This is a genomic window from Pseudophaeobacter sp., assembly GCF_039971195.1.
Taxonomy (GTDB): domain Bacteria; phylum Pseudomonadota; class Alphaproteobacteria; order Rhodobacterales; family Rhodobacteraceae; genus Pseudophaeobacter.
In genome coordinates this window covers 1-17,468 of record NZ_JBDWPJ010000195.1, presented here as the reverse complement: position 1 = coordinate 17,468, position 17,468 = coordinate 1, and the positions used below count along the sequence as shown (strand labels likewise).

Annotated in this window: 16 protein-coding genes; 1 reads left to right on the top strand and 15 read right to left on the bottom strand. The window is 57.8% G+C overall.

Annotation, left to right across the window (positions count from 1 at the left end):
- Nucleotide 1: 1 nt before the first annotated feature.
- The 10 genes from ABJP42_RS16605 to ABJP42_RS16560 form a co-directional block, all read right to left on the bottom strand.
- Nucleotides 2-850, bottom strand: a complete 849-nt coding sequence (locus tag ABJP42_RS16605; protein ID WP_348342321.1) for a tetratricopeptide repeat protein — start codon at nucleotides 848-850, stop codon at nucleotides 2-4.
- A gap of 35 nt (nucleotides 851-885) precedes the next feature.
- A complete protein-coding gene (locus tag ABJP42_RS16600; RefSeq protein WP_348342319.1) occupies nucleotides 886-1,488 on the bottom strand; it encodes a tetratricopeptide repeat protein in 603 nt (200 codons plus the stop codon).
- A complete protein-coding gene (locus ABJP42_RS16595) occupies nucleotides 1,488-2,471 on the bottom strand; it encodes a type II secretion system F family protein (RefSeq protein ID WP_348342317.1) in 984 nt (327 codons plus the stop codon). Before ABJP42_RS16595 ends, ABJP42_RS16600 begins: the two co-directional genes overlap by 1 nt.
- Before the next feature lie 10 nt (nucleotides 2,472-2,481).
- Nucleotides 2,482-3,450, bottom strand: coding sequence for a type II secretion system F family protein (locus tag ABJP42_RS16590; protein ID WP_348342315.1), 969 nt, complete (start codon nucleotides 3,448-3,450; stop codon nucleotides 2,482-2,484).
- A gap of 2 nt (nucleotides 3,451-3,452) precedes the next feature.
- On the bottom strand, nucleotides 3,453-4,892 hold the full coding sequence (locus ABJP42_RS16585) for a TadA family conjugal transfer-associated ATPase (RefSeq protein ID WP_348342313.1): 1,440 nt from the start codon (nucleotides 4,890-4,892) through the stop codon (nucleotides 3,453-3,455).
- Nucleotides 4,893-4,933: 41 nt separating this feature from the next.
- Nucleotides 4,934-6,172, bottom strand: coding sequence for a CpaE/TadZ family protein (locus ABJP42_RS16580; protein WP_348342311.1), 1,239 nt, complete (start codon nucleotides 6,170-6,172; stop codon nucleotides 4,934-4,936).
- 150 nt (nucleotides 6,173-6,322) lie between these two features.
- On the bottom strand, nucleotides 6,323-6,943 hold the full coding sequence (locus tag ABJP42_RS16575) for an OmpA family protein (protein ID WP_348342309.1): 621 nt from the start codon (nucleotides 6,941-6,943) through the stop codon (nucleotides 6,323-6,325).
- Between the two features lie 19 nt (nucleotides 6,944-6,962).
- A complete protein-coding gene (locus ABJP42_RS16570; protein WP_348342307.1) occupies nucleotides 6,963-8,357 on the bottom strand; it encodes a type II and III secretion system protein family protein in 1,395 nt (464 codons plus the stop codon).
- Nucleotides 8,358-8,563: 206 nt separating this feature from the next.
- Nucleotides 8,564-9,424 (bottom strand): Flp pilus assembly protein CpaB, encoded by an 861-nt coding sequence (gene cpaB, locus ABJP42_RS16565; RefSeq protein WP_348342305.1) that lies wholly within the window; start codon nucleotides 9,422-9,424, stop codon nucleotides 8,564-8,566.
- A gap of 376 nt (nucleotides 9,425-9,800) precedes the next feature.
- Complete coding sequence (locus ABJP42_RS16560) at nucleotides 9,801-9,986, bottom strand: hypothetical protein (protein WP_348342304.1); 186 nt, start codon at nucleotides 9,984-9,986, stop codon at nucleotides 9,801-9,803.
- A 362-nt stretch (nucleotides 9,987-10,348) separates the two neighbouring features.
- Here ABJP42_RS16560 and ABJP42_RS16555 point away from each other — a divergent pair, with 362 nt between their 5' ends.
- The gene (locus tag ABJP42_RS16555; protein WP_348342302.1) at nucleotides 10,349-11,224 is read left to right on the top strand and encodes a lytic transglycosylase domain-containing protein; all 876 of its coding nucleotides are present in this window, start codon (nucleotides 10,349-10,351) and stop codon (nucleotides 11,222-11,224) included.
- 138 nt (nucleotides 11,225-11,362) lie between these two features.
- Here the strand turns inward: ABJP42_RS16555 and ABJP42_RS16550 are convergent, their stop codons facing one another.
- The 5 genes from ABJP42_RS16550 to ABJP42_RS16530 form a co-directional block, all read right to left on the bottom strand.
- The gene (locus ABJP42_RS16550; RefSeq protein WP_348342300.1) at nucleotides 11,363-12,397 is read right to left on the bottom strand and encodes a fatty acid desaturase; all 1,035 of its coding nucleotides are present in this window, start codon (nucleotides 12,395-12,397) and stop codon (nucleotides 11,363-11,365) included.
- Nucleotides 12,398-12,701: 304 nt separating this feature from the next.
- The gene (locus ABJP42_RS16545; protein ID WP_348342298.1) at nucleotides 12,702-13,331 is read right to left on the bottom strand and encodes a 3-oxoacid CoA-transferase subunit B; all 630 of its coding nucleotides are present in this window, start codon (nucleotides 13,329-13,331) and stop codon (nucleotides 12,702-12,704) included.
- A gap of 3 nt (nucleotides 13,332-13,334) precedes the next feature.
- Nucleotides 13,335-14,054 carry a CoA transferase subunit A gene (locus ABJP42_RS16540; protein WP_348342296.1) on the bottom strand — a complete coding sequence of 240 codons (720 nt, stop codon included), beginning with the start codon at nucleotides 14,052-14,054 and terminating at the stop codon, nucleotides 13,335-13,337.
- 244 nt (nucleotides 14,055-14,298) lie between these two features.
- The gene (topA, locus tag ABJP42_RS16535) at nucleotides 14,299-16,971 is read right to left on the bottom strand and encodes a type I DNA topoisomerase (RefSeq protein WP_348342294.1); all 2,673 of its coding nucleotides are present in this window, start codon (nucleotides 16,969-16,971) and stop codon (nucleotides 14,299-14,301) included.
- Between the two features lie 290 nt (nucleotides 16,972-17,261).
- The coding region (locus ABJP42_RS16530; protein WP_490363234.1) for a DprA-like winged helix domain-containing protein at nucleotides 17,262-17,468 on the bottom strand (207 nt) is incomplete at its 5' end.

Genomic DNA, 17,468 nt, shown 5'->3' with positions numbered 1-17,468 from the left:
ATCAGCCGTTCTCCAGGGCGGCCAGGGCCTTGGCTGCGGCGTCAAAATGCTGCGGATGGGTGGCAACGGCCTGACGCAGCAGACCTTCGCCAATTTTCACATCACCCTGTTTCACCGCCGACAAGGCCAGCGTGTGCAGCAGCTTGGCCTGCTCTGTCTGGGTCATGGTGATCACCGGCAGGTCATACTTTCGCTGGGCGCCACGGGCCAGAACCAGGTTGTTTTTCGCGGTGAACAGGCTTTGATCCTGATGGATCGCCTCGCCAAACAGACGCTCTGCCTCAGCGAAGTCGCCACGGGTGAGCTTGGAATAGCCCCAGTTGTTCATGATCTTGGCCGGGGTAGTGGTCAGCCCGACAGCGATTTCATAAAAGCTGTCGGCGCGTTTCCAGTCCTGATTGGCATCCGCCACCATGGCTTCCAGACGATAGCGCTGGTAGCTCTCATGGGTGGGGGGAATAGCGTTCAGGGCTTCTTTGGCGCCCTCCCAATTGCCGGTGCGGATCTGGGCATCGGCCAGCCCGAGGCGATCCTCGTTGCTCACCTCCGGCAGTTCCACCACTTTCTTCCAGGCGGTCACCGCCTCGGTGTTGCGCTTGGCGCGGATCAGGGAGGTCGCCAAACCGCGCCACAGATCTATGCGCTCGGGTTGGTCCTGAAGGGTACTGCGAAAGTGGTTCACCGCCTGATTTGGGTCAGCCACGGTCATCATCACATCGTTGAGGTTGCTTTCATCAATGACGTTCACGTCCTGAAAGGCGCGTTCAACGGTTTCGTCACCGTCTTTCCCACAGGCGGATAGCGCCAGGGCGCCCGCCAGACATGCGGATACTAGAAATACTTGGCGCATTTTTCTGCGTCCTTTTACTGCTCAGCCTCTGGTGGTCAGGGGGTTTTGCGAATCGCGTAATTGCCCCCGCCCTGTTGCACCAACTTGTATGTGTTGTTTTCTGTGCTTTGCGCATCACTATGAGGGGTATTTTCAAATTTTTCGAGGGCCAGACGCAAATTATCCCGGATTGCGTCACTTTCGCCATTGTCGAGGGCAAAGGCACGTTTGAACACCTGCACGGCTTCGGCGGTTTTGCCGCGTTCCATCAGCGCGATGCCAAGGTTGTTGTGCGGCTCGGGCCAATCGGGTGCGGCTTTGGTGGCGCGCCGCAGCATGTCTTCGGCCTGGCCCAGGCGCCCCAAGCCCAGATAGGCGGAGCCAATGCTAGAGAGAAGTTCTGGGGTCAGCCCGTGCTCCAGCGTAGCGCGGGTAAAAGAGTCGAGCGCCAGATCGTACTCGCCAGCTGCCATCAGCCGATGTCCGACCAGCAGCGGGTCTTCGCCCTCTTGTCGGCTATCGACCCCAGGGGCCCAGCTGTCGGATGTTTTTTGTGAAAGGCCCGCCGGGGAACAGCCAACCGCCACCAATGCAAAAGCAAAGGCGGCGGCGCGTTTTCCATATTGGCGAACAGGGGAGCCCCGTTCGAGTGTCACCATTATTGAGTGCCCATATTACCCATGTTCATGATGTTCTTCACCGATGGGCCGACAAGAATGATCAGCAACGGCGGAACTGTCAGCATCATTGTGGCAAGGGTCATCTTCACTGGCAACTTATTTGCGGCCTCTTCGGCGCGCATCACCCGTTTGTCCCGCATTTCACTGGCATAGACCCGCAGGGCTTCGGCAATCGAGGTACCAAAAGCCGCCGACTGGATCATCACGGTGACAAAGGAGGAGATATCCTGCACGCCGCAGCGGGTGCCCATATCACGCAGCACCTTTTCCTTGTCCTTACCGGCCTTCATCTCATGGGCCACGATGTCGAATTCATAGGCCAATTGCGGAAAGGAAGCTTTGAGCTCGGCGGCGACCCTGACGATGGACTGATCCAGAGACTGGCCGGCCTCGACGCAGACCAGCATCATATCCAGCGAGTCCGGAAAACCCTGTTCAATCTCTTCCTTGCGTTCGCCAATGCGGCGGGTCACCCAGTATTTGGGCAACATATAGCCAGCGCCGCCAGGGCCAATGATTCGGATCATCAGCGCTTGGGTATCAAATTCAAACCCGGCATTTAACACATAGACATAGAACAACCCGGCAGCCAGACCGATCAGGCCAAAGGCCATCTGGGCAAAGTGAAAGATCCGCACCGCATCTTTTGAATGATATCCCGCCTGGCGGAGTTTGAGCTCCATGGCCGAAAGTTCTTCGGCGTTTTGGGGCTCCAGAAAGCTGGCAAATTTTTGCAGCTGTTCGTTGCGGTTGTTCTGGCGCAGGCGTTCCTTTTGCGGCTTTGCGCCTGCATCAGGCGCCATATTGCGCTGTAGCTTTTTCAGCGGATCCTCTGGCTGATTCAACAGCAAAAGCGCAGCCAGCAGGACCATGAACAGGCCAAGCAGGCCGATGGCCAGCAAGGGGCCAAAGGCGCCAAACTGGTCGGTGAGGAAGGTTTCAATCTTGGTCAGGAAACTCATTTTCTATCCCTCAAACCTTGATATTGGTCAGGTAGCGCATCACAAAAAGGTTCACCGTCAACATGATGCCAACAAAGAAGCAGGCGGGGATGAACCAGGGGTGGTCCATGACACCATCATAGTAGTTCGGATCTTTTAGCAGGGTGCCGATAAGGGCCAACAGAGGAAAGGCGGACAGGAATTTGCCCGACCACTGAGCCTCGGCGGTGATGGCTTTGACGCGGCGGAACAGGCGGAACCGCGCTCGGATCACCTTGGCCAGACCGGCCAGAACCTCGGCCAGGTTACCACCGGACTGCTGCTGGATGGTCACTGCCACAGAGAGGAAGCGCAGATCCTGAATGTCCAACCGTTCGGCCATTTCCTTCAGCGCTTCGCCAACATCCCGGCCATAGGCGCTTTCATCGGCGATGATGCCAAATTCGGTGGCCAGCGGGTCTTCGATTTCATGAGCAACAATCTGCACGGTTGAATTGAACGGATGGCCAACGCGCAGGCTGCGCACCATCAGTTCTACCGCGTCGGGCAGCTGCTCTTCGATCAGAGCCATACGGGTGTTGGCCTTTTTGTTGACCCAGAAGAACACCCCGCCCACACCAATGACGATGGCTGCCAGAACACGCGCGCCCAGAGGCGTGCTGGTGCCGATGCTCAGGCCAATAAAAGCAAAGGTCGCCAGGCCAGCCATGATCATCATCAGCTGTTTGGGGGTAAAGGCGATGGCGGCCTTTTGCGCCTTTTCAGCCAGAATGGAATAGAGCGGGATGGTCTTGGATTTGCCGTGTTGGCCCAGTTCCTTGCGCAGCTGTTCCAGCACTTGTTCGCGGGTGCTGCCCTTCTCCATCATTTCGAGGCGGCGATTGACCTGATTGTTCAGCCGGATGGATTTGCCAAAGGCCACCAGGTAGATGCCTTCGACCAGCACCACCACGCCCACAAAGATCAGAAGATAGATGACCGGTTCAGCACTCAGTTGCATCTTCAGACCTCCACGTTGCTGGGTTCATAGATCGAAGGCGGCAGGTCATAGCCCCAAAGGCGGAAGCGCTCAGAATAGTGGCTGCGCACGCCGCTGGCGGTGAAATGGCCGATAATTTTGTTGTCGGGCGTAAGGCCAACGCGCTGGAAGCGGAACAGTTCCTGCATCGAAATCACATCGCCTTCCATGCCGGTGATCTCGGTGATCGAGGTCATCCGGCGCGAGCCATCCTGCAGACGTGAGGCCTGCACGATCACGTTCACCGCCGATGAGATCTGACTGCGCACGGCTTTGATCGGCATTTCCATGCCGGCCATGGCAATCATGTTCTCCAGTCGCGAGATACCATCACGGGCCGAGTTGGCGTGGATCGTCGTCATCGAGCCATCGTGACCGGTGTTCATCGCCTGCAACATGTCGATAACTTCTTCGCCGCGGGTTTCGCCTACGATGATCCGATCCGGACGCATACGCAGGGCGTTTTTCAGACAGTCGCGCGGCGAGACTTCGCCCTTGCCTTCAACATTGGGCGGGCGGCTTTCCATCCGGCCCACATGAGTCTGTTGCAGTTGAAGTTCCGCTGTATCCTCAATGGTCAGGATCCGTTCGGCATCATCAATAAAGGAAGAGAGCGCATTCAGCGTGGTGGTTTTGCCAGAGCCAGTACCGCCTGACACAATCACATTGAGCCGGGTGGAAACTGCGGCCTGCAGATAGGCGGCCATTTCTTCGGTGAAGGCACCAAATTCAACCAGGTCATCGATGCCCAGTTTGTCCTTTTTGAATTTCCGGATCGACACGAGAGAACCATCCACCGCAACCGGTGGCACCATGGCGTTGAAACGCGATCCATCCGCAAGACGAGCATCCACATAGGGGTTGCTTTCGTCGACCCGGCGGCCAACAGCCGAGACGATCTTGTCGATGATCCGCATCAGGTGCTTTTCATCTTTGAAGGCGATATTGCTCAGCTGCAGTTTACCGCTGCGTTCAATAAAGATCTGATGCGGGCCATTGACCAGAATATCGCTGACGGTTTCATCCTGCAAAAGCGTCTCTAGCGGACCCAGGCCGGTGACCTCGTCATAGAGCTCCTTGTTGAGGGTCATGCGATCTTCGCGGTTGAGGACAATGCCCTTTTCCTCGAGGATCTCTGCGGCGATGGCTGAAATCTCGCCGCGCAGTTCCGCCTCAGGGGCGCTCTCCAGTGCCGAGAGATTTAGGTTTTCCAACAGATCCCGGTGCAGCTGTACCTTGATTTCGCTTAGCCGTTCCTGGCGTTTGCGCTCTTTGTCCTGGGAAGAGGCCTCGGCAGCAAGCCGCGCCATGGGGCGCCGCAGGCTGGTACTGGGCTTGGGGCTGGGGGCCGCCGCAACGGCGGCCTCGACGACCGGCGCCTCAGCTTTTGGCTTGGCGGTTTGTTTCTTGTACTTGGAAAACATGCGAGACCCCCCGGTCGCTCACTAAAAGAGATAGGTAAAACCTAGGCGGCGGCCTCGGCCTCGGTGGTCCCCAGATCGTGCAAGGAGCGGGCCAGTTTGGCGATCTCTTTGCGCAGGGGGTTCTTTGCGTTTGATGTGGCCAATGGCAGCCCGTGATCGCAGCTTTGTGTGATCGGCTTGCCACCGTCAGGCAATTGCAGGTCAATAGAAATGCCCAGGCTTTCCGCCATGCGCTTGACCCGGCTCTTGCCGCTGAGATCGGTGAATTTTGGCGCTCGGTTCAGGGCAAAGCGCAGCTTATCAAAAGGCAGGCCTTCGGATTGCAGCGCCCGCTTCATTCGCAGGGCGTTCTGTGCCGAACGCATGTCCAGTTCAATCAGGGCAAAATAGACATGGGCCATCTGCAGGATGGTCTCGGACCACTGCACCAGCGTATGCGGCATGTCGATGATGACAAAATCGAAATGACTGCGGGCCATTTCCACCACTCGTTCGATGTCTTCAACCGAGATGAAATCCAGCGGGATCATCTCGCTGGGCGCGGTGAGCACCTGCAGTTTGTCCTGGAAGGGCAGCAAGGCCTGACCAAAGATATCGGCGTCCATGCTCTCGGTCTCGCTGAGCATTTCCATCACCACTTCGCGGCGCGGCAGATCCAGATAGGTCGAGACCGAGCCCTGCTGCATGTCAAAGTCCAGCAGGCAAACTGTTGGTTCTTTCTGGTTGCTCATCTCGGCCAGTTCCCAGGCGAGATTGACTGCCAGTGTAGTTGAGCCAGTGCCGCCAGCCAGCCCGTGACAGACAATAACTGCTCCCTCGCGGCGGGAACCCGCTTGCAATGCATGCAGGTTGCTGGCGGCTGCGGGCTCTGGCTCTGGGGTGCTGAGACGGTCAATCGCCGCCTGCAACTCGCGTTCGGGCAGCGGGTATGGAATAAACTCATCGGCGCCCTGGCGCAGCAAGGTGTGCAGCGCGGCGGGGCTAACCTCTTCGGCAATCAGAATGACCTTGATGTCGCGGGCCTTGGCCTGGCTGATGATCTCGCCCATCTGGGCCAGATGGGCTTCGTCCTGGCTGTCCATTGCCAGGGCCACGAACTCCAGGGTTTCGGCCTCGGGCTGGGCAAAAAAGGCCAGGGTTTCATTGAATCCCAGATCGCCCCAACCCTCGCCAAGCGCGGCTTCCATATCTTCGATCAAGAGGTCGAAATTCTGCACGTCGCGGCTGATGGTACAGGCAACAATTGCAGCGGTTTCGGTTTGTGGCATTTCACTGCTCATCGACATCATCCTCTTGGTTCTAGAGCTTCCTGGCCTTGGACTGGACGCAGGTGACCTCTGAGGTTCAATGTCGGTGAAGATCTGGGCAAGATTGGGGCCAAAAAGCCCCAAATCTTGGGAAATGTTAAGAGTTCTTAAAAATCGAACTTCTTAGTCACTAACGGAAGGCAAGGACTGTTCGATGGTCAGGGTCGTGGCAGGGAGTGCACTTTTGATATACTCGCGGTAGACGATCTGGGCGTATTTGCCGTCCAGAACCGAAGGGTGTCGTTTGAAAAAGCCACTGACCTCTGTCACGGTGCGGCGATTGCGGCGCTCAGGCTCCTGGGTCAGGATCAGAGGCTGGCTCTCGCCCTGCGAGACCATGGCTTCGAGCCGCTTGCGTTCGATGCCCCGGCTGACCAGGTGATTGACGGCGGCACGGGCGCGGCGCAGGCCCAGTTGTTTGTTGTAGCCGCTGCTGCCAACAGAGTCGGTATGGCCATAGACCCGGAAGCGCACTTCGGGGAATTGCTTGATCCAGGTGGCCTGTCGATCCAGCACTGCGCGGGCCTCGCCATCCAGCCGCGCATCATCAAAGGCAAAGTTGATGGTTGTCGGAACTTCTGCGGCAAAACGAGTGGCCAACTGAATGGCATATTCACCCTCGCCGCGCATGACGGCGGCGTTGTTGTTGATCGATAGGCCAAGGTCGCCGGTTTCCCCAACAGGATGGTGGGTACAGGCGGCAGCAGCCAGAAACAGACCCAGGGTCGCTACGCTTTTGATCATTTTCCCGGTCATCCTTTGTTCAGTCCATCACATAGCCGTAGGAGCCGTTGAAGTCTTGCTTCGCGACTTCGCCGGCAGCGCCACGCTGCGTATGATAGGTGCGGCCAAACAAGAAGAGTTCCGACTCGCTGGGCGGCTTGATGCGATCTGTTGGCAGACTCAGCGCCTCGCCACGGGTTGGGGTAACCAAATGGGCGCTGACAATAATCACCAGTTCGGTCTGGTCGCGTTGATAATCGGCGCTGCGGAACAGCGAGCCAAGGATGGGCACATCACCGATCCAGGGCACCTGCGAGGTATTGTCGAGGAAGTCATCCTGCACCAGGCCGGCAACCGCAAAGCTTTCGCCGTCGCGCAGCTCGACCGTGGTGGAGGTTTCACGACGCGAGAAGGCGCTGACTTCGAGCCCATTGGCGGTGATTGAACTGGAGGGGTCGATAGCCGAAACGGCAGCGTTGAGCTCGAGATTGATCAGATCGCCGTCAACCACCCGTGGGATGAAGTTCAGCTCGATCCCGAAGGGCTTAAACTCAATAGCGACGTTGCCGCCGTCTTGGGGGATCGGGATCGGATATTCACCGCCGGCGAGAAACTTGGCTTCCTGACCCGACAGGGCAGAGAGGTTGGGTTCGGCAAGGGTGCGAACGACGCCCTTCTTCTCAAGGGCTTCCAGCAGCAGTCCGACCTGAAGTGAACCGACCCCAAACTGAAAGGCAACCGCGCCCGCGATACCGTCTTTGACTTCGATTGCATTGCCAAGGCCATTGTTGTTGAACAGCCATTGTCCTGTTTCACCAATGGCATTGCCATTCTGACTTCCAAACGCGACAGAGGAATGCAGTGCCTTGGAGACCGAACGCTGCATTTCGGCAAAGCGCACTTTCAGCATCACCTGTTGCACCCCGCCGACGCTCATCAGATTGCTAACGCGTTCTGGGGCATAGCGCTCCGCCAGGTCCATAGCGCGCTGCAGCCGGGCGGCACTTGAGACATTGCCAGAGAGCACAATGCCATCATTGGCGGTGCGCACTTCGATTTGCTCCCCGGGCAGAATTTGGCGCAGGCGCTGTTTGAATTCCGAAACATCCGCTGCAACCCGCACGTTAACATTGGTGATCAGCTTACCTGAGGCATCCAGCAGCGTCAGCGTCGTCAGTCCGGGGGATTTGCCCAGTACATAGATGGTGCGATCCGACAGCGATGAGATATCGGCGATATTGGGGTTGGCGATGCTCAGCTCGGCAAAGGGATCGTCGCTTTCGACAACCACGGCCCGGTTCATCGGGACGTCCAGCGTCACAGAGGTGCCGCGTTTGACAACCCGCACCCCATTGGCCTGAGCCGCCTCCGGCGCACTCATACAGAGCAGCGATAGCCCTGTGAGAGCTGCCGCCATAAATCCACGAATTTTCATGTGACCTGCCTTTCCGATCACGCCTCAATTTCGGGTCTTTTTGCCCGGTGTTTTGAGATACTCTGCGGCAATTCCCAGAATATTGCAAGAATCAAAGGCTTTTCATAGGGGTTTGCAGGTCTCTGCCTGTGGGGGAGAGGCAACAGAAAAGGCCGAACCGCCCATTTCTGAGCGGCTCGACCTGGAGGTTTCTGGCTATAGGTCGCTTAGTTGGTGCAGGGGATCGGGATTTCCACCACTTCGGCGCCACGACGGGTGCGGATGGTGCAAACACGTTTCTGTTCGACCTGCTCCGGGGCCTGACGCTCACCCAACCCGAGCAGACTGCGCTGATTGACTTCGACAACCGAGGCCACGGTGTCATCGCCGGCGCCAACAAGCGACAGGGAGAGCCGACCGGTGGTCTGGGCCTGTGCCAGGGCTGCGACCTGTTCGGGGTGGACAGCAACAGTGACGGTGCGGGCGATAGTGGCGCCGTTGGTCTCCGAACTGGCGCTCTGGTCTACCGCGATCAGTTCGATGCTAGGTTCGATCAACCGGGTGATTTCCTGGTCGCCGCGTTCCGAGGCATTTCGCACTGAGCCGGTCCAGTAGACATCAACATGGTCGCCGGGGCGCAAAAAGCCTGAGACGCCGGAAGAGACATCTACGCTGATGGCAAAAGCCCGCATGCCGCGCTGCAACTGCGAGGTGATGCCCGCGTCCTGACCTGGATTGGTAAGTTTTGCTGCCAAAAGAGCCTCGTCTTTTTCCATCGTCCGCAGCACCACCCGCAGATCGCCGGGATTGGCTGGTGGGAACAGGGCTTCGAGCGAGGTAAAGGCACCTTCGGGGATGGATTCACTGGGCCAGCGCACCTTCCGCACCGAGTCTTCTGTCAGGCGTTCGCCGTATTTCAAAGGCTTGTTTGCCACATAGACATCTGTGGTCGGGATCACTTCGCCGCGATTGGCGCGTTCCCGGGCAAGCTCGTTTTGATAGGCGGCGATGTAATTCTTTGCCATCATAACAGCGCCGCCAGCGAGGGCGACCCCGACAATCAGGACAAGTCCAAATACTGCGCGCATTGTATGGCCTTTCAGCGTAGGGGCTGGCTCCATCGTGAAACGGAACCAGCGCGTTGATTAGTCAAATCAGTGACAAAGTACGGCCTTCTGGCGTCGAGAACTTCGTGATTTAGGAGAAGTCCCAGTTCGACATGTAGGATGCCAAGCTCTCCGCAAGGCCCATGAGGCCGGATCCCATTTCCGTGGAAATAAGAGCTGCGAAGCCTGCCATTGCAGCCGTCAAAACAACCCAGTCGACAGTCACAGCGCCATGGTCACTTGCGATAAATGTCCAAATCTTTTTCATTTTGGCCCTCGCTCGTTTCTGGCTTAGGAAAAGGGCCGCGCCTTTACGCAAAGGCGCGGCCCAACACATCATGTCGTCCTAAGCTAGGATTTAGCTGTCGGATGGGCCTTTTGTACCCATGTATGTTTCGGTCGCTTCGGTCAGACCAGTTGCACCACTCTGAATGGCGGAATAGGCGGCGCCGGCCAGAGCAGCAACGGCAGCGGTCAGAACAACCCAGTCAACAGTCACGGCGCCGGAGTCGTCTTTACGGAAGTTTTTGATGAATTTGATCATAGTGTAGTCCCTCCAAAGGATCTCTAAAGTTTGTTTGTGTTCCCGGCGACGTCTGTTCAGGGTCTGTCTCTCTCTCTCACCGACCCTGTGTCGCTTGGATGTGTATATATAGCCGGTAGAGCGTGGCAGGAATTGGGCTGGAATCTGAAAATAGCTGCCCAATTTTAACTTTCTGGAAATCCTATGCATAACTCTTTGTTTGGGAACGAAAATTTAGTTTACTTTTTGTCAATACCAGGGGCCAAGCTGCGGCGAACAGGTGCAAATATGGCGAAACTGCCTGATTTCGAGCGCTAAAACTGGCCTTTTGGGGCCAGATCGGCGAGTCTGTTGGACAAAAGAACAAGACATCGAGCATCAAAATGATCCGGGCACGCCTTCTGGGACTGAAATTCTTTTTTGCAGCGTTTGTTTTGGCCCTTGGGGTCGGCGATTCTGCGGCGCAACAGCTTGGCCAGGGCAGCGCCAAGCCTGCTCCGCCTGCCTTTCCCAAATTCGAAGCCCGGCGAGTCGTGGCCCCCAAACCAGGAGCCCCGCCCAAGATCACCATCCAGATTGAGGAGCCGCAGCCTGAAGTACTGTCGCAACCGCAGGCCCCATCGGCAGGGGAGGGGACAGGCACTGGCGCTGGTGCGATCACGGGAGAGATTGGTCGCTACGCCTGGTTTTGGCAAAAGGTTCCCGTTGGAATGCAGACAGAGAGCGCCCACAACAGGCTGGAGCTGGCACTGACGGCGCTCAGAACGACCCAAACCCCGGTCTCGGCACCAAGCCTGCAGATGATGCAGCAGATCATTGCGGAGCAGGCCGTGCCAATCCTGCTGTCGTCGGCGGGCACGCAAGTTTCACCTGCGCTCGTACTGGCGGTGATCGCCGTGGAGTCCGAGGGCAAAGGTGACGCGGTGAGCGGCGCTGGCGCCACGGGGTTGATGCAGCTGATGCCGGATACCGCCGCGCGTTTTGGCGTCAGCGATGTTTTGGTGGCCGAGCAGAATATTAGCGGCGGGATTCAGTATCTCGACTGGTTACTGGAAGAGTTTGCTGGCGATGCGGTTCTGGCCCTGGCAGGCTACAACGCCGGGGAAGGCGCGGTGCGGGCCCATCAGGGCGTGCCCCCCTTTGCTGAGACGCGGGACTATGTGCCCAAGGTGCTGGCCGCTTACCAGGTGGCCCGTGCCCTCTGTCTGACGCCACCAGAGCTGATCAGCGATGGCTGCGTGTTCCGCCAGATCAAATAAGCAGATCTGCTCGTCCAGGCAATGGACCGCCAATCTGTGCAGCGACGGGTCAAAAGGGGGATCCAATGAAAATTCGCCCCTCCCAAAAAAACGGGGCCGTTGAGGTCCCGTTTTGGTGTCTGTCGATCTTGTACCCTGTCAGCCGTAAAGCGCCCGCGCCTGCGAGAAGGAGAGCAGGCGTTTGCTGTCTTCATCCCAAAGGTGCAGACGGGCACAGGCAAAGCTTTCACGGATGGTCAGCCGGTTCTTCGTCGCCAGTTCAGAGTGATCCTTGATCACCTCGGTCAGGCGGTAGAACGGGATGCGGCTATAAAGGTGGTGCACCTGGTGGATGCCGATATTGGCGCTGAACCACTGCAATACAGCAGGCAGCACATAGTAGGAGCTGCCGTTCAGCGCCGCATCATGCAGCTGCCAATCATCGGCATGTTCCCAATGGGTGGTTTCAAACTGATGCTGCACATAGAACAGCCAGACCCCGGCGGTGGCCGCCAGAATGGTCGAGGGCAGGAAGATCAGCAGCAGTGGAAGCAGGCCGCCAAAATACCAGATCACGGCCAGGGCGGTCAGGATCGCCAGATTGGTGCCCATGGCGCTGGTCCAGTAGCGCAGGCTGTTCATCAGCCCGAGCGGAATACGGTTTTGCAGCAGGAACAGATAGCTCGGCCCCAGGCCAAACAACGTCACCGGGCTGCGATAGACGCGGTAGTGGAACTTCCCAAGCGGTGACAGCGCCTGGTATTCCGCCACGGTCAGCGTGTGCACATCGCCCATGCCGCGTTTGTCGAGGTTGCCAGCAGCACTGTGGTGCTCGGAATGGGTGCGCCGCCAGACATCATAGGGCGTGAGAGTTAAAACCCCGAGGATCCGGCCCACCCAGTCGCTCAGCCGACGGTTTTTGAAAAACGCGCCATGGCCGCAGTCATGCTGGATGGTGAAAAGACGCAGCAGGAAGGCCGCGTTGACCACCGAGATGCCAAAAGCCAGCCAATAGCTGTAGGACAGGGACCACCAGGCCAAGGCCCAAAGCAGAAAGAACGGAATGGCGCTGACCCCCAGTTCAAAGCTGCTACGCAGCTCGTTGGGTTCGCGATATTTCGCCAAAATCTTCACCCAATCGCGCGAAGACCGCTCAGAAGGCTGCGGTTTGGGAAGGTCATTGGAGTTTGTCATGCGCCTGCCGTATTTTTTTAACTGTGGATCATCGGATAAACTACCTGCGCCGCTTGGCAAGTTATTTGTGCCTGCAATATGTGGACAGCGACTTTATGCTATCAAAAAAGACGCATCAAAAACGGAGTTTCCAGCAGGTTTACAGGCCGTATCAGGGTGAAACCCTTCCTAGGGTTGAGCAGTCCGTCTCGAGATCGCAATATGCGGAAGCCATCCTTGCATAAAAGAAGGTGCCTTGACACAGAAAAATGGCCCGCCTCAAATCGAGACGAGCCATTTTTTGAGTTTCTACTGGTATCAGGGCTTAGCTGACAATTGTCGCCTGGGTGGAGGCTCGCAGTTCCTCCTCAGAAACACCATCGGCGCATTCAACAATTTTCAACCCACCTTCGACCACATCCAGCACGCCGAGATTGGTGATGATGCGATCAACAACTTTCTGACCGGTCAGCGGCAGGGTGCATTGCTTCAGCACCTTGCTGTCTCCGTGCTTGTTGGTGTGATCCATGACCACCACAACGCGGCCAACACCCGCCACCAGATCCATGGCGCCGCCCATGCCTTTGACCAGCTTGCCGGGAATCATCCAGTTTGCCAGATCGCCGTTCTCGGCCACTTCCATCGCGCCCAGGATCGCCATGGCGATCTTGCCGCCCCGGATCATCGCAAAGCTCTGCGCGGAATCAAAATAGGCGGTCTGCGGCAGCTCGGTGATGGTCTGTTTGCCGGCATTGATCAGATCGGCGTCTTCGTCACCCTCAATCGGGAAGGGGCCCATGCCCAGCATGCCGTTTTCCGATTGCAGCGTCACTTCGACGCCTTCGGGAATGTAGTTGGATACCAGCGTCGGAATACCAATGCCAAGGTTCACATACCAGCCGTCCTGCAGCTCCTGTGCCGCGCGGGCGGCCATTTGATTGCGGTCCCATGCCATGAATCAAGCCTCCTTCTGGCGCACTGTGCGCTGTTCGATGCGTTTCTCGTGATCGCCTTTGATGATGCGATGCACATAGATGCCGGGCAGGTGAATGCTATCGGGGTCCAGGCTGCCGGTGGGCACGATCTCTTCGACCTCAACAACGCAGACCTTGCCACAAGTAGCAGCAGGCGCGTTGAAGTTGCGCGCGGTCTTGCGGAACACCAGATTGCCGGTCTCATCGGCTTTCCAGGCTTTCACGATGGCGAGATCGGCAAAGATGCCTTCTTCCATGATGTAGTCTTCCATGGCGCCATCAGCGCCGGTTGGAAATTGCTTTTCCATCTTGCCTTCGGCAATCACAGTGCCAACACCTGTCTTGGTGAAGAAGCCGGGAATGCCCGCGCCACCGGCGCGCATGCGCTCTGCCAGGGTGCCCTGGGGGTTGAATTCCAGCTCCAGCTCCTTGCTGAGATACTGACGCATGAATTCTGCGTTCTCTCCCACATAGGAAGAGATCATCTTCTTGACCTGTTTGGTCTGCAACAGAATGCCGATGCCAAAGTCATCCACGCCCGCATTGTTGGAGGCAAAGGTCAGATCCTTGGTGCCAGCCTCCTTGATTGCATCGAGCAGAAGCTCGGGAATACCGCAGAGGCCAAAGCCACCCGCCGCAATGAACATGCCGTCATGAAGCAACCCATCGAGTGCTTCGGCGGCGTTGGAATAGATCTTTTTCATGAAGTTCTCCCATCAACAGCCAGTTGAGACTGCTTCTGGCCCCGAGCCGCGTCGGAGTCAATAATACTGAGGCTGGCGGGTATTACTACGGAGCCCAGTTTGACCCCAGTCTGACCTGGGGCGCAGGGGATATCATCTTTCCAAAAATATTCCGGGGGAGGCCCGCAGGGCCGGGGGCAGTGCCCCCAACCCGCTTTCAAACAGTGGTTTTGCCATCATCATTCAATAGAGGCAGTCGCAGGGCTCACTCTTTGGCGGCTGGCTTCTTTGTCGCTGCTTTTTTGGCCGGTGCTTTTTTGGCCGGCGCTTTTTTTGCAGCTGTCTTTTTTGCAGGCGCCTTCTTCTTGGCCCCTGACTTGCCTGCTTTCTCGGCGATCAGCTGCAGCGCCTGCTCCATGGTGACATCTTTGACATCGGTCTCTTTGGGGATCGTGGCGTTAACCTTCTCCCACTTCACATAGGGTCCGTAGCGGCCATCCATGATATTGACCGCGCCACCATCCGGATGATCACCCAGCTCGCGCAACGCCTTGGCAGCCGCGCGGCGGCCACGTCCGGGATTGTTGCGCTTTTCGGTAATCATCTCCATCGCCCGGTTCATGCCGATCTCAAAGACGTCCAGGGTCTCTTTCAGATTGGCATAGACGGGTTTTTCCTCATTCGGCAATTGGTGCATGATATAGGGACCAAACCGCCCCAGGTTCGACGCGATAACGCCCCCCTCGGGATGGGTGCCAATTTCACGTGGCAGGGTCAGCAGGGTGACAGCCTGTTCCAGGGTGACCTCATTGGGTCCCCAACCGGGCAGGAATTCCTTACCCTGTTTGGGCAGCGAAGACCGAGGTGGCTTCTTGTTTTCCGGGGTGGCTTCGCCGCGCTGCACATAGGGGCCAAAGCGACCGGACTTCAGGTGGATTTCATCCCCCTCGTCTTCGCCCAGAACCTTCTCATATCCTTCTGCCCCCTCGCCCGAAATCGGCCGGGTATAGTTACATTCGGGATAGTTACCGCAGCCAACAAAGCCGCCGGTGCGGGATGTTTTCAGGTGCAGCTGACCGGCGCCACATTTGGGGCAGATGCGGGGATCGGTGCCATCTTCACGGGGCGGGTAGAGCTGCGGCGCCAGGGTTTCGTCCAGCACATCCAACACTTCCGAGATCCGCAGATCCGAAGTCTCGGAAATGGCCGCCGAGAAATCGCGCCAGAATTTGCTCAGGATGTCCTTGTAGTCGCGGCCACCGGCGCTGACGTCATCCAGCTCGCCTTCCAGATTGGCAGTGAACTCATAGCCCACATAGGTGCGGAAGAAGTTCAGCAGGAAGATGGTAACGATGCGGCCCTTGTCCTCGGGGAACAGGCGGTTCTTGTCCTTACGGACATATTCGCGGTCCTGGATCGTGGTGATCACGGAGGCATAGGTCGAGGGACGGCCAATGCCCAGCTCTTCCATGCGTTTGACCAGAGTTGCCTCGGTGAAACGGGGCGGCGGCTGCGTGTGGTGCTGCAGACCCAGAACCGCCTTGTCATCCGAGAGGATCGCGGCATCCGTGCCGGCTTTTTCGGCCTGTGCCCCCAGCGAGGAGGCAAATTTCAGCGCCTCACCCTGCATGATCTGCGGCAGGCGTTTGTCGTCTTCGTCGACCACGTCATCGCGGCCTTCCTCGTAAACCCGCAGGAAGCCGTCAAACAGCATCACCTGACCGGTAGCGCGCAGCACAACCTGGCCATCATCAGAGCCCAGATCAACCGTGGTGCGCTCGAGCCGGGCCCCCGCCATCTGGCAGGCCAAGGTCCGCTTCCAGATCAGATCATACAGCTTGCGTTGATCATCCTCAGAGACCTTCAGGCTCTTGGCATCGCGGCCCATTTCGGTCGGGCGAATACATTCGTGTGCTTCTTGGGCGTTCTTGGCCTTGTTCTTGTAAATGCGCGGGGAGCTGGGCACATAATCGTCGCCATAGCGGTTGGCGATCTCGGCGCGGGCTTCCTGCACCGCCTCGGGGGCCATATCGATGCCGTCGGTCCGCATATAGGTGATCAGACCGGCCTCATACAGCCGCTGGGCGGCGTTCATACACTGCTTGGCGCCCATGCCAAATTTGCGGCTGGCTTCCTGTTGCAGGGTCGAAGTCATGAAGGGGGCGGATGGGTTGCGGGAGGCGGGTTTTGCCTCAACCGATTTAGCCACCATATCACGGCTGGAGACCGCCTGCACCGCCAGTTCAGCTGCGGTGGAATTGGCCAGGCTGTATTTGTCCAGCTTGTCGCCACCCAGAACCGTCAGCCGGGCTTCGAACTCCTGGCCGCGTGGGGTCGCCATATTGGCTTTGACCGACCAGTATTCCTGCGGATTAAAGGCCTCGATCTCCATCTCACGCTCAACGATCAGGCGCAGGCAGACCGATTGCACCCGTCCGGCAGAGCGTGCACCTGGCAGTTTGCGCCACAGCACGGGCGAGAGGTTAAAGCCCACCAGATAGTCCAGCGCCCGGCGGGCCAGATAGGCCTCGACCAGCGGCATGTCGACCTGACGCGGATTGCGCATGGCTTCGGCCACGGCTTCCTTGGTGATGGCATTAAAGGTCACCCGGCTAACCGGCGTGTCCTTTTTTATCGACCGGCGTTTGGTCAGCGCCTCTTGCAGGTGCCAGCTGATCGCCTCTCCTTCGCGATCAGGGTCAGTCGCGAGAATCAGTTCGTTGTCTTCTTTCAGTGCATCGGCGATGGCCTTGACGTGCTTGCGGCTGTCATTGCCAATTTCCCAGGTCATATCGAACTCATTGTCCGTATCAACCGAGCCATTTTTTGCAGGCAGGTCACGCACATGGCCGTAGGAGGCCAGGACGGTATAGTCCGAGCCAAGGTATTTATTGATTGTTTTGGCTTTGGCCGGAGATTCGACAACAACAACTGGCATGTAATTCTTTGGCCTCTTAAATGCACCACCGGGCGTTCTATGGCCGGGCAAGATCAGCGGCGCAAGGGGAGAATGTCAATCCGAGAGCTTTGGACGCAGGACCCGTTGCTTTGGGTCGGAGGGATTTTGGCCACAGATTGCTGGCCTCGGTGCGCAGCAGCTGTATTGCGACAGAGCAGTGTCTAAATTCGATTTTATGGAGTTTTGACAAAGGTCTTGATGCCGGGCAGGTCACCGGGCAGCCTGTACCGCTCTCCTTGTTATTCCCCGGCTTAAATCACGGTTGGGCGTCAGCTCTTTTTGCCAGCGGGCAGGGGGCGCATCAGGAAACCTCCGGGGGAGCGGTCGATCTGACCCTCAAGTTCAAGCTCGGTGACGACAGGGGCAAAATCCTGTGGTGACAGTTGCAGATCACGCATGATCTGATCGGCGGCGGTCGGGCTGGGGCCAAGCCGGGCGAGGATTTTTTGATGCAGGGCCGACGTCTCTTGCAGGCT

Bases quoted from the DNA above. Each gene is read 5' to 3' on its own strand.
- ABJP42_RS16605 (WP_348342321.1), bottom strand. From the start codon at position 850: ATGCGCCAAGTATTTCTAGTATCCGCATGTCTGGCGGGCGCCCTGGCG.
- ABJP42_RS16600 (WP_348342319.1), bottom strand. From the start codon at position 1,488: ATGGTGACACTCGAACGGGGCTCCCCTGTTCGCCAATATGGAAAACGC.
- ABJP42_RS16595 (WP_348342317.1), bottom strand. From the start codon at position 2,471: ATGAGTTTCCTGACCAAGATTGAAACCTTCCTCACCGACCAGTTTGGC.
- ABJP42_RS16590 (WP_348342315.1), bottom strand. From the start codon at position 3,450: ATGCAACTGAGTGCTGAACCGGTCATCTATCTTCTGATCTTTGTGGGC.
- ABJP42_RS16585 (WP_348342313.1), bottom strand. From the start codon at position 4,892: ATGTTTTCCAAGTACAAGAAACAAACCGCCAAGCCAAAAGCTGAGGCG.
- ABJP42_RS16580 (WP_348342311.1), bottom strand. From the start codon at position 6,172: ATGAGCAGTGAAATGCCACAAACCGAAACCGCTGCAATTGTTGCCTGT.
- ABJP42_RS16575 (WP_348342309.1), bottom strand. From the start codon at position 6,943: ATGATCAAAAGCGTAGCGACCCTGGGTCTGTTTCTGGCTGCTGCCGCC.
- ABJP42_RS16570 (WP_348342307.1), bottom strand. From the start codon at position 8,357: ATGAAAATTCGTGGATTTATGGCGGCAGCTCTCACAGGGCTATCGCTG.
- cpaB (WP_348342305.1), bottom strand. From the start codon at position 9,424: ATGCGCGCAGTATTTGGACTTGTCCTGATTGTCGGGGTCGCCCTCGCT.
- ABJP42_RS16560 (WP_348342304.1), bottom strand. From the start codon at position 9,986: ATGATCAAATTCATCAAAAACTTCCGTAAAGACGACTCCGGCGCCGTG.
- ABJP42_RS16555 (WP_348342302.1), top strand. From the start codon at position 10,349: ATGATCCGGGCACGCCTTCTGGGACTGAAATTCTTTTTTGCAGCGTTT.
- ABJP42_RS16550 (WP_348342300.1), bottom strand. From the start codon at position 12,397: ATGACAAACTCCAATGACCTTCCCAAACCGCAGCCTTCTGAGCGGTCT.
- ABJP42_RS16545 (WP_348342298.1), bottom strand. From the start codon at position 13,331: ATGGCATGGGACCGCAATCAAATGGCCGCCCGCGCGGCACAGGAGCTG.
- ABJP42_RS16540 (WP_348342296.1), bottom strand. From the start codon at position 14,054: ATGAAAAAGATCTATTCCAACGCCGCCGAAGCACTCGATGGGTTGCTT.
- topA (WP_348342294.1), bottom strand. From the start codon at position 16,971: ATGCCAGTTGTTGTTGTCGAATCTCCGGCCAAAGCCAAAACAATCAAT.